Annotated in this window: 13 protein-coding genes and 1 riboswitch; of the genes, 9 read left to right on the top strand and 4 right to left on the bottom strand. The window is 62.4% G+C overall.

Features of this window, described 5'->3' with window-relative positions:
* Positions 1-125: 125 nt before the first annotated feature.
* From E0L15_RS11510 to E0L15_RS11485, 6 genes are all read left to right on the top strand, one after another.
* Entirely contained in the window at positions 126-458 is a 333-nt protein-coding gene (locus tag E0L15_RS11510) for a hypothetical protein (protein WP_143482757.1), read from the top strand.
* A gap of 455 nt (positions 459-913) precedes the next feature.
* A complete protein-coding gene (locus tag E0L15_RS11505) occupies positions 914-1,288 on the top strand; it encodes a BlaI/MecI/CopY family transcriptional regulator (protein ID WP_168125698.1) in 375 nt (124 codons plus the stop codon).
* Positions 1,289-1,290: 2 nt separating this feature from the next.
* A complete protein-coding gene (locus tag E0L15_RS11500; protein WP_168125697.1) occupies positions 1,291-2,760 on the top strand; it encodes a M56 family metallopeptidase in 1,470 nt (489 codons plus the stop codon).
* A 48-nt stretch (positions 2,761-2,808) separates the two neighbouring features.
* Positions 2,809-2,916, top strand: a riboswitch (TPP riboswitch).
* A 248-nt stretch (positions 2,917-3,164) separates the two neighbouring features.
* Positions 3,165-3,683, top strand: coding sequence for an energy coupling factor transporter S component ThiW (gene thiW / locus E0L15_RS11495; RefSeq protein ID WP_168125696.1), 519 nt, complete (start codon positions 3,165-3,167; stop codon positions 3,681-3,683).
* 134 nt (positions 3,684-3,817) lie between these two features.
* Positions 3,818-4,489 carry a response regulator transcription factor gene (locus E0L15_RS11490; RefSeq protein WP_168125695.1) on the top strand — a complete coding sequence of 224 codons (672 nt, stop codon included), beginning with the start codon at positions 3,818-3,820 and terminating at the stop codon, positions 4,487-4,489.
* A 2-nt stretch (positions 4,490-4,491) separates the two neighbouring features.
* Positions 4,492-6,249: a HAMP domain-containing sensor histidine kinase gene (locus tag E0L15_RS11485; RefSeq protein ID WP_168125694.1), complete on the top strand. Its 1,758-nt coding sequence runs from the start codon at positions 4,492-4,494 to the stop codon at positions 6,247-6,249.
* Between the two features lie 40 nt (positions 6,250-6,289).
* Here the strand turns inward: E0L15_RS11485 and E0L15_RS11480 are convergent, their stop codons facing one another.
* From E0L15_RS11480 to E0L15_RS11465, 4 genes are all read right to left on the bottom strand, one after another.
* On the bottom strand, positions 6,290-6,532 hold the full coding sequence (locus tag E0L15_RS11480) for a hypothetical protein (RefSeq protein ID WP_168125693.1): 243 nt from the start codon (positions 6,530-6,532) through the stop codon (positions 6,290-6,292).
* Positions 6,533-6,536: 4 nt separating this feature from the next.
* Positions 6,537-7,040 (bottom strand): helix-turn-helix transcriptional regulator, encoded by a 504-nt coding sequence (locus E0L15_RS11475; RefSeq protein ID WP_168125692.1) that lies wholly within the window; start codon positions 7,038-7,040, stop codon positions 6,537-6,539.
* A 185-nt stretch (positions 7,041-7,225) separates the two neighbouring features.
* Complete coding sequence (locus tag E0L15_RS11470; protein WP_168125691.1) at positions 7,226-7,630, bottom strand: hypothetical protein; 405 nt, start codon at positions 7,628-7,630, stop codon at positions 7,226-7,228.
* Between the two features lie 15 nt (positions 7,631-7,645).
* Positions 7,646-8,050, bottom strand: coding sequence for a hypothetical protein (locus E0L15_RS11465; protein ID WP_087230419.1), 405 nt, complete (start codon positions 8,048-8,050; stop codon positions 7,646-7,648).
* Between the two features lie 186 nt (positions 8,051-8,236).
* On the opposite strand from E0L15_RS11465, the gene E0L15_RS11460 reads away from it, so the two are divergent.
* From E0L15_RS11460 to E0L15_RS11450, 3 genes are all read left to right on the top strand, one after another.
* Positions 8,237-8,890 (top strand): hypothetical protein, encoded by a 654-nt coding sequence (locus E0L15_RS11460; protein ID WP_168125690.1) that lies wholly within the window; start codon positions 8,237-8,239, stop codon positions 8,888-8,890.
* 129 nt (positions 8,891-9,019) lie between these two features.
* Positions 9,020-10,258 carry a threonine/serine exporter family protein gene (locus E0L15_RS11455; RefSeq protein ID WP_168125689.1) on the top strand — a complete coding sequence of 413 codons (1,239 nt, stop codon included), beginning with the start codon at positions 9,020-9,022 and terminating at the stop codon, positions 10,256-10,258.
* Positions 10,255-10,944 carry a YjjG family noncanonical pyrimidine nucleotidase gene (locus E0L15_RS11450; protein ID WP_168125688.1) on the top strand — a complete coding sequence of 230 codons (690 nt, stop codon included), beginning with the start codon at positions 10,255-10,257 and terminating at the stop codon, positions 10,942-10,944. The genes E0L15_RS11455 and E0L15_RS11450 overlap by 4 nt, the downstream gene beginning before the upstream one ends.
* Positions 10,945-11,148: the final 204 nt, after the last annotated feature.

Here is an 11,148-nt window from a genome sequence, read left to right as displayed (position 1 = left end):
TATGGCCCGGACGGATGTTCCGTCCGGGCCATGTCTTTTTTGTGAGAAAAACCTCCAGCGCTCCCTTTCTCTGTCTCATTCTTCCACAATACGGGAATCCCAGGATTTTTCTTTTCCATGTTAAAGTGATAGAAATTCCCCAAAATCTTCCCCCGGCCCCCACTGCCGCTCCCACCGACGCCCCCGAGACCCAGCCCACCGCTGTCCCGGAGGCCAAGCCCACCAAGGAGCCGGTGACGCCCCCTGAGACCGGGGACCAGGCCCAGCTGGGCCTGTATCTGGCCCTGGCCGCTGCGGCCGCCGGGGACGCTCCGCTTATGCCCGATTTCTCCCCGATGAGAAATCGGGGAAAGAATCGCCAAAGGCGGGGCCTTCCCCCGCCTTGTGGAATCCACCCCGCGGTACTGGGGGGGCGTGTCAATGCAGTTCTGGAAGGGCTGGACACAAAAAGACCTTGAAAATTGCCGCATTTCTTGGATTGATGGGCGTAGGGGAGGGGCTTGCCCCTCCCGAATTTCCCAGGGCAATGCCAGGGTAGCCACGGGCCGGGCAAGCCACGGCCCCTACCACAGCGCAACAGGATAGTGCGGCAGAAACTTTCGGCGGCGGGAACGCCGCTTGGCCAGGGTAGGCCCGGCTGTGGAAACCACCTGGCGATAGGGCCAGCTGCCCCGTGTGGCCTGGTGTAGTGGCAGAACTAGGCGTCACAGCAAGGGTAACGGGCCGAACACCAGCTTGACGCAGGTCCAGCCTCGTACCCCAAGGGAGGTCCTTAGGGGGGAACGCCCTAAGTGGCTTTTCGTCCATTTTGGCCACTCAAAATGGACCCCCAGCGGGTAGCGTTTTCCTTGACAATTTCATTCTACAGTTGTAGAATACAGTTAGATACTACAAGTGTAGAAGGAGGGATACCATGAGCTACACCATCCGCCGCTTACCCGACACGGAGTTGGAGGTGATGCAGGCCCTATGGACCAGTGACACCCCCGTCCTCCGTACCCAACTGGAAGAGCGTTTGGCCCAGACCCACCCCATGGCCACCACCACCCTTCTGACCCTGCTGTCCCGGCTGAGTGAAAAGGGCTTTGTCCGGGTGGACAAAGAGGGGCGCAAGAGCCTCTACGCCCCCCTGGTCACCCGGGAGGACTATCTGGCCGCCCAGAGCCGCAGCTTCATCCAGAAGCTGTGTGGGGGCAGCCTGTCCACCTTTGCCTCGGCGTTGTGTGACAGCGGACTGAGTAAGGAGGAACTGGAAGAGCTTCGGGAGCTTCTGAAAGAAGGTGACTGAGTATGTTCCGCATCCTCATTTTCCTGGTCCTGTCCCTGCTCATGGCAGGAACCGCCTACTCTCGCTACGATGCCCTCATGGGCAACGATGGCATCCCCGACCTGGGCAACCACCCCTCTTACCTTCCCTACTACCCCGCTATGCTGCTGCTGGTGGTGGTCACGCTATGCCCAGTGCTTCTCACCCCTTTCATCGGCTTTGCCCGGGCAGCGGACATCACCTTTTCCTCCTATGGTGGGTTGTTTCTCCACGTCAGCCTGTATTATCTGGTGCTGTTAGCCCTGATGCCCCACCTCCGAGGCCGCATCAGCGCCCGGACCTGCGCCATGCTGTGGGTCATCCCCAACGTGCTCTACCTCACCACCTACTCCACCTTTACCCCGCCCCGGCCCTGGCTCATCATCCCCCTGCCGGGACATGGGTGGACCCTGCTGCTGTGGGTGTGGCTGGCGGGCCTGGTGGGGGTGCTGGCCTTTCACATCGTCCAGCACCTGCGCTTCCGCCGCCGCATCCTGGCCCCCGCCGTCCCCGCCACCGACCCCCTGACCCGGTACATCTGGGAGGAGGCCCTGAAGGAGGCGGGCTTCCGCAACCCCAAATACCAGCTGGTGATCTCCCCGGAGGTGAAGACTCCCCTGTCCATCGGCCTTCTGCCCCGCTGCACCCGGGTGGTGCTGCCCACCCGCTCCTACACCCGGGAGGAGCTGTACTGGGTCATTCGCCACGAGGTCATTCACCTGGCCCGTCAGGACAGCTGGAGCAAGTTCTTTCTCCTGTTCTGCACCGCCATCTGCTGGTTTAACCCCCTGATGTGGGTGGCCATGAAAAGCTGCGCCCAGGACCTGGAGCTGAGCTGTGACGAGACCGTGCTCCTCTTCGCCCACCAGTCCCAGCGCAAGGAGTACGCCGCCCTGCTGCTGAACACCGCCGGGGATGCCCGGGGCTTCACCACCTGCCTGTCCGCCTCCGCCGCCACCCTGCGCCGCCGTCTGGAGCAGGTACTCTCCCCCGCCGCCCGCTCCAGCGGGGCCGTTGTGGTAGGGGTGCTCTTCTTCCTGGCGGCCATCACCTGCGGCAGCGTCACCCTGTCCTATGATACCGCCCCGGCCGCTCAGGTGCTCTACTCCGCCGGGGACACCGCCCAGTACCAGGTGGACGGCGTCCACCTGAGCCCGCCCCATGCCCAGGCGGAGAACACCCCATATACCCTCACAGACCCCCAGGCCTTCCACGACTACCTGTCCGGGCTGTCCCTGTCCCGGCTGATGGGGACCTACACCCTGCCAGAGACGGACTGCTCCTTCTTTCTGGAAGGCCCGGACAACTCCAAACTCATCGTCATCTCCCACCAGGTCATGGAGGTGACCGAGCTGGGCCATGATAGCTACCCTACCTACTACCATATTTCTCAGGAGGTAGACTGGGACTACCTCCTGAGCCTGATGGAGGCCACTGGCAACCCATGGACTTGAAAAAAACCATTGCAATTTGGAGATTTTGGGTGTATTATCACAGATACAATCAAAACACAGGGGAGCTTGTGAGGCAAGCTGAGAGGAAGCCGTATCGCTTCGACCCTTGAACCTGATGCGGATCATGCCGCCGTAGGGAGTCATATGGAACCATTGTGACCAGGAGACATCCCCACAGGTGTCTCCTGGTTTTGTACACCTGGACAAAAGGGGGGGAAATGGGCATCCACGGTAAGTCCGTGGCGGGCTGAGGGGGAGCGCCCTGGGCCTGTATGACAGCGATGGGAAGCCGTGTTCCGGCGTGAGAGGAGACCAGTAAGTCTCGACCGACCATTTTACGTTCTTATGGAGGGCGTCGCTGTCTCATGCCGTTTCTCCCGGAACTGTTACGAGGTGTAACCAAGATGAAAAATACCAAAGTTCTCAAGCTGACCCTGGCGGGTATCCTGTGCGCGGTGGCCGTGGTGGGCAGCATCTTCTCCTTCCCCGTCTTCGGCAGCAAATGCGCCCCGGTGCAGCACATGGTCAACATCCTCTGTGCCGTGCTCCTGGGCCCCTGGTACGGGGTGGCGGTGGCCTTTGCCGCCTCCCTGCTGCGCAACCTGCTGGGCCTGGGCACCCTGCTGGCCTTCCCGGGCAGCATGTGCGGAGCGCTGCTGTGCGGGGTGGTGTACTGGAAGACCCGCCGTCTGCTCCCCACCCTGGTTGCGGAGGTGTTCGGCACCGCCATTCTGGGCGGCCTGTGCGCCTATCCCATGGCCATCCTCTTTATGGGGGCCAACGCCGCCCAGGTGGCCTTTTACGCCTACATCATCCCCTTCCTGGTGTCCACCGCCGGGGGTGCCATCCTGTCCGGGGTAATCCTCTTCTCCCTGGACAAGGCCGGGGCCCTGAAGGGCATGCAGCATAAAATTTCCGCCTGACTCCATCGTTGGAGGGCTTGCCGCTGATTCCGGCAGGCCCTCCCTTTTTTGTATCCGGGCGGAACATTTTCTGCTACAATGACACAGAGAATACACATCCCCCAGGTATCCTGAGGGTGAAAGGAGGCGGGAGCATGGAGACCCGTATTTTGATTGCCGAGGACGACCCCCGTCTGCGGGAGGTCCTGTGCGACTACTTTGCCAGCAAGGGCGTCCGCCCCATCCAGGCGGAAAACGGGGCGCAGGCCCTGGAATGGGCCCAACAGGAGGAGTTTGACGCGGTTTTGCTGGACATTATGATGCCCAAGCTGGACGGGCGCAGCGTGTGCCGGGCCCTACGGCGCACCCAGGACGTGCCCATTCTCTTCCTCACCGCCCTGTCCGACGAGGAGGACACCCTGCTGGGCTACGAGCTGGGGGCGGACGACTACATCACCAAGCCCTTCAACCTGTCGGTGGTGTACGCCAAGACCATGGCCCTCATCCGCCGCAGCCGGGGCAGCGTGCGAGCCGGAGACCGGATGGAGCTGGATGGGCTGGCCCTGTCCCTGTCCGCCCAGAAGGTGTACCTGGAGGGGCGGGACATCCCCCTCACCCCCAAGGAGTACGCCCTCCTCCACTGCCTGATGTCCCACCGGGGCCAGGTTCTCAGCCGGGAGCAGCTGCTGCGCCACGGCTGGGGCTACGACTACCAGGGGGAGGACCGGGCGGTGGACACCCACATCCGCCGTCTGCGGGAGAAATTGGGCCCCTGGGCCAGCCACATCCGCACCGTCATCAAGGCGGGCTACCGATTGGAGGGGTGAGCATGACAGACACCAAAAAACGCCGTCCCCGTGCCCGGCCCACCCTCACCGGGCTTCTGTGCCTGGCGATGCTGGTGCCCTGGCTTCTCTGTATGGGGCTGCTCACCGCCGTATTTGCCCAGCGGCAGGCAGAGACCATGCTCACCCAGTATGGCTCCCAAGCCTATGAGGCTCTGGCCGAGACCACCCTGCCCTGGGGCAGTGTGAGTGGCTGGCGCACCTTGGATATGCAGTTCACTTCCGCCCTCTTTGACACCCAGGGAACCTGCCTGGGGGGCAGCTGGGAGACCTTTCTCTCCTTGGAATATCTCACCCAAGAGGAGTATGAGACTGGTGTGGAGGCCTCGGGCCGCTATGCCCGGGCCATCCTGGACCCAGACCATCTCACCGACAACATTACCTTTTTCCTGGAGGGGGACACAGAATTCCAGCTCACCCACGCCCTGCGCCTGGAAGGGGTGCTGGAGGGGAGCCAGTTCACCCCCGTCACGGTCCAGCAATTTTACCTTCCTCCTTTGGGGCCGGACTGGGGAGATATGTACCAAAACCCGGACGCTCTGGCCCCAGGCACCCAGACCGTCACCCTCTACGCCACTAACTTCCACCTGTGCACCGCCCTGGAAAACTCCCCCCTCACCTACCGTGGAACCCGGTATGACAGCTTAGCCCAGCTGGTACAGAACCTGGGGCCGGACTTTATCGAGAAATGGGGCACCTTCTCCCTGTGGTCCGGGCCCAACCTGCTGGTGTTGAGCGTGGCTCCCACGGACCAGGGCTTCCTGGTCTACGGGGCGTGGAGCTGTCCCTGGCTGCAAGCAGCCCGGCAGCTGTGGTGGGTATACCTGCTCACCCTGGGCCTGTGCGTGCTGCTCCTTGGGGTTCTTCGGCGGGTGCTGGTCCGTGAGCTGCTCTCCCCCATCCAGCAGCTGTCCCAGGCCCTGGATACCCGGCAGAAGTGGCTGCTGCTGCGCCCCAGCCAGGTGTGCCGTTGGCAGGAGAGCCACCGACTTCAAGAACAGTTCCAGGCCCACGGGGCCGAGTATCGGGAACAAAAGGACGAGATTCAGCGGCTCAACCAGGCCCTCACCTATGCCCAGGCCGCCGAGGAGCACCGCCGCACCTTTACCAGCCACATGGCCCACGAGCTGAAAACCCCCTTGGCGGTGATTCACAGCTACGCCCAGGGGCTGCAAGAGCACATCGCCGAGGACAAGCGGGAGAAGTACCTGGCCACCATTTGCAGCGAGGCGGAGCGGATGAACGGCATGGTGCTGGAGCTGTTGGACCTGTCCCGGCTGGAGGCGGGGCGGGTAAAGCTGCGCCGGGAAAATTTCTCCCTGTCCCAGCTCACCCGCTCCACCCTGGAAAAGTTGGCCCCCACCTTGGAGGCCAAGGGGCTGCGGCTGTCCACCGCTCTGGAGGACCCTGCCCCCGTCCTGGCCGACCGGGGCCGGATGGCCCAGGTGGTGGAAAATCTGCTCACCAACGCCGTCAAATACACCCCCGCCGGGGGTGAAATCGGGGTGGAGGTGGCCCAGACGGACCACCACACCACCCTGCGGGTGTCCAATGACTGCCCGCCCATCCCCCAGGAGGAGCTGGAGCAACTCTTTGAGCCCTTCTACCGCCGGGAGGACGCCGCCCCCGGAGAGGGCACCGGGCTGGGGTTGGCCATTGTGGGGCACATTGTGCAGCTCCACGGGGGTAGCTGCACCGCTCAGGCCACCCAAACCGGGGTGGTATTCACTGTAACATTGTAAACGAGGAGGAATCCGGCCAAATGGCCGGATTCCTCCTCGTTTATAGCGTAATTTTCACCTGTTCGCCCTCATGGCCCTCCACCTCCACCAGGGTCCACCTGGGGTGGCGGCGGCGAAACCGGTGCAGCTCTTTGACAAACACCATCAGCTGCTTCCGGGTCATATGGGTCCCGTGTTTCTCCAGCCCCCAGCACAGCAGCCCCGCCGTCAGGCCATTGAACACCAGCCGGGTGGGAATGGGGATGTTGAGATGAGAGTCCTTGTCTTTGACGATGATGCGCATGGGCTCACTCCACGAAGATGCGCACGGTGTCCCCCTGGGCGGACTCCACTTCCACCAGGTTGCCCACCGAGCCGCACCGTACCAGATCCAGAATCTTGCCCAGGTCAATGCCCTTCAACGCGTCGGTTCCGGTAAACTGGGTCACATCCATCCCCATATCTATGGCCGCCTCCACCAGGCCCAGGGGCAGATTCACTCGCACCTTGTCCCCTTCGGCAGAGTCCACCACAATGCGCAGCACCATGTCCTTCAAGTCCTTGCGCTGCTCGGCGGGCAGCACCCGCACGGCAGGGACTTCCGGCTCGGCCTTGCCGGACAGCAGCTCGTCCACGCTCACCCCCAGAATCTGGGCCAGCTTTGGCAGCAGGGTGATGTCCGGGCAGGTCTGGTCGTTCTCCCACTTGCTCACCGCCTGAGGAGTCACCCCCAGCTGCTGCGCCAGTTCGTCCTGTTTCAGCCCCTTGTCCCGGCGCAGGGCGGCAATTCTCTTTCCCAACGTGGTCTCCATAACCATCTCTCCTTTTTCGTTTCTACCCTTACCTTACCCTCTGGCCCCGGAAAACGGAAGGGCTCATCCGTTGAGTGGCCCCCAATCCGCTCAACCAAATGGGGATTATCCCCTCAACCAGCGGTTGACTGGGCGAACATCGGCGCAAAAACGGGCTGCGGACCAAATTCCCGCAGCCCGTTTGCTCACTTTACTTTTTTCAGTGCTGCCAGCACCTTGTCCTGGCAGGGCATCCGCTCCCGGCGGGGAAAGGTCTGCTCAAACCAGCCCCGCAGCGCCTGGGCCTGGTCTACAGGCAGCTGGGACAGGTAGGGGATGGTGGCCCCCTGGGCCGCCATCAGGGTGTAGTACACCACCGGGTCGTCCTTGTGCTCCAGGGGCTGGCGGAGGATATACTCCACCGCCTGGGGCCGTCGGGTGGGGTCCAGGTCCGCCAAGGCCGCCTCCACGTCTCGCACCAGCTTCTCATGGCAGGGGTTGTCCGCCGGACCGCCCCCCAGGCCAAAGGCCCCGTCCCACAGCTTCCGGTTACGGTTCAGTTGGGCCACCAAGTCCAGATAGGCTCCATACAGCTGTTCCAGTTCTTCCATGTCCGTCACCTGCCGTTATCGCATCTTCTTCAGCAGCGCCACCAGCCGCCGCTGCACCGGGGTCTGCTCCCGGCGGGGGTAGGAGCGCTCATACCACCACTGTAGGTCCCTGGCCTCCTCCGCCGTCAGGTCCTTCAGGTAGGGCATCACCACCCCGTGCACCGCCACAAACATCCAGTACACCGTGGGGTTGCGCTTGTGCTCCAGGGGCTGGTGGAAGATGTACTCCACCGCCTCCCGCCGCTCGGTCTCCGGCACCTGGGCCAGGGCCGCCTCCACCTGCTGGACAAACTGCTGGTGAAAGGAGTTGGGGGCAGGGCCGCCGATGAGGCCATAGGCCCCCTGGAACGGCCGCTTCTGGTTCTGGGGCAGGGCCGCCTGCTCCAAATATTCCCGGTACAGTCTGAGTAATTCTTCCATGTCGTTCTCCCGCCAACTCCCTGGCCATAGGGTATTTTCTTCCATTGTAGCCGCTGGCCTCCCCCCTGTCAACGGTGGAATGTTTCCAAGGCGTAAACAAATTGTAACCATTCTTAACCCCTCTGTTGTTGTACCGGGGCTTTTGCGTCGATATAATAATGATATCTGAACCAAGGAGGTAATTGTATGCGTCGGACCCTGCTGTGTACCCTGTGCATGCTCATGTGCATGGCGCTGTCCGCCTGCACTGCCGCCCCTGCTGCTTCCCCGGACCCGGCCTCCATCGGCTCCTCCAGCCAGTCTCTCACGGGCACCTGTACCCCCGACCCCGACGAGACCGACACGTTGCCCGACGTGTCCCGGGATATCCCCGCCTATCAGCCCGATGTGGAGACCCCCCTGTCCTATGAGTACGACGGCGCCGTCCTCACCGCCAACGGGCTGCGCCATTACAGCCTCCAGGGCTATTCCATCGTCTATGACCCCAACCTCTTCACCCGCCAGGGGTGGGAGAACGGGGACGCCTATCTGATCAGCGAGGGCAACTACCTGTCGGTGAACCGTCTCAACGGCATGGACGCCGTCACCCTCCGCCAGGGCCTGATCCTCCAGGAGGAGATTCCCGACCTGGGCCAGCAAGTCCAGGTGGGCAGTGGAACCTACACCGCCCACACCCTGGTGGTCAGTCCCCAGGACGGCATTTACCGTCAGTTCTGGATTCTGGAACTGGGGCCCAACTCCTCGTTGTTGGTGGAGCAGTCCTACGTCATGGAGGACCCCAATGCCCCCCAATATCAGGCCATTCAGAAGGCCATGCTGGACACTCTCACCTTGGAGTGATCTCGCCAAATCCCGGCGGCTGCACGGACGTTGCAGCCGCCGGATTTTTCACGGGAAAATCCCTTGCAATTGACACATCCTATGGTATACTCATGCAGGCACTTATTTTTCCAGAAAGGAGTCTGGAGAATGAATTACGAATTACTGTTGGAAGGCTGGTGTGAGCTGGGCCTGGGACTGCTCCACTCGGGAGCGGAGATCTACCGGGTGGAGGACACCCTCCACCGTCTGGCCCGGGCCTACCACCTCACCTGTGAGGTGTTCGCCATTCCCAACTGTCTCATGGTCTCGGTCACCGACCCGGAGGGCCGGGTCCACACCCGAATGCGCCAGGCCACGGTGTCGGGCACCGACATCGAGGGCATTGAGCGCTACAACGCCCTGTCCCGCCGCCTGTGCGCCGACCCACCCCAGGACCCCCAGGACTTCCTGCTGGCGGTGCGGCAGACCGCCGCCAACCTCCGCCGTTACCCCGCCCACTACCAGCTGGTGGGCTATTTTGTGGGCTCTCTGTTCTTCTCCCTGTTCTTCTCGGGAGGCTGGCTGGAGTCCCTGGTGGCCGCCCTGTCCGGCCTGCTGTGCGGCATGTGTATGCTGGCCCTCAACCGCACCCGCTCCAACTTCTTCATCAACACCATGGCCAGCGGCTTTGTGCTGGCACTGGTGGTGTATGTAGCCCTGGGGCTGGGGCTGCCCATCAACCCCGGCACCGCGGTGGTGGGCTCCATCATGGTGCTGGTGCCCGGCCTGGTGTTCACCAACTTCATGAGCAACCTGCTCACCGGGGACATTGTCTCCGGCCTGTCCACCTTCACCCGGGCGGTGCTCACCGCCGGGGCCATCGCCCTGGGCACCGGCGCCGCCATGGCCCTGTGTCAGAACCTCTTTCCCAACTCCAACCCCCTCACCGCTGTGGCGGTCTACTCCCCCCTGGGGTATTGCTTCTTCGCCTTTATGGGGTGTCTGGGCTTCTGCCTGCTCTACAACGTCCGGGGCATGGGCTCCTTTTTGTGCTGCCTGGGCGGCGCTTTGGGGTGGGCGGTGTACCTGCCGGTGATGTGGCTGACGGACAACAACGTGTTTATCTCCAACCTGGCCGCCTCGGTGGGGGTGGCCATCTACGCCGAGATCATGGCCCGGCTGCGCAAATGCCCCACCATCTCCTACCTAGTGGTGTCCTACTTCCCCCTGGTCCCCGGCTTCACCGTGTATCAGGCGGTGGACTACGGCATCCGGGGGGAGTCCCAGCTGTTTCTGGAGACCATGATTCGCACCTTCGGCATCTCCGGCTGCATCGCCCTGGGCACCCTGCTGGTATCCACCGCCGTGCGCATGTACTGTACCCGAAAGGAGAAACCCCATCTATGAGCCGCTACCAAACCGTCCTGTTGGACGCCGATATGACCCTGATGGACTTCCACCGCTCGGAGCGGGAGGCCCTGCGGGAGGTTTTCACCCGCCGGGGCTACGACTTCGGTCCCGAGGAGGAGGCCCTGTACCAGAAGATCAACAACGCCCTGTGGGACGCCTTCGCCCGGGGCGAGATCGACCAGGACTTTCTGGGGGTGGAGCGGTTTGCCGCCTTCATGCGGGTACGGGGGGGAAATCACGACCCCCGAGCCTGGAACTGGGAGTTTGTCAACACCGTGGGCAAGGGGGCCTATCTGCTCCCCGGAGCCTGGGAGTTCTGCGAGAAGCTCAACGCCATGGGCCTCACTCTGGCCATCGCCACCAACGGCATGCCGGCGGCCCAGCGGGGCCGCTATGAGGGCACTCACCTAGACACCCTCATCCCCAACCTGTTCATCTCCATGGAGCTGGGGGTGCAAAAGCCCATGCCCGGCTTCTTCGACAAGGTGTGCGACGCCCTGTCCATCACCGACCGCTCCACCGTAGTCATGGTGGGAGACGGCCTGGGCAGCGACATTTTAGGGGGCAATCGCTCCGGTATCGACACCATCTGGTATAACCCCCAGAACCAGCCCCTCACCGGACCCGCCCGGCCCACCTACACCGCCGCCTCCTACGACGATATCATCCACATTTTGGAATGACCGAACCCCACATCTTTGACATATTTTTGCCAAAATTAAAACTCTCATAATACTTTGTTACCGCTTTGTAGTTGACCCCCCTGTGCCCCCGTGATATCATGAGTTGAGCTTAGCGGAAAACAAGGAGATCTCGGATGATGAGAAAGAAAAACCGTGGATTTTATTATATATTGGCGACCGTCTGTCTGATCTCTCTGCTGTCCG

Source organism: Pseudoflavonifractor sp. SW1122 (assembly GCF_012027765.1).
GTDB lineage: Bacteria > Bacillota > Clostridia > Oscillospirales > Oscillospiraceae > Enterenecus > Enterenecus faecium.
This window is presented reverse-complemented; position numbering and strand designations above follow the sequence as displayed.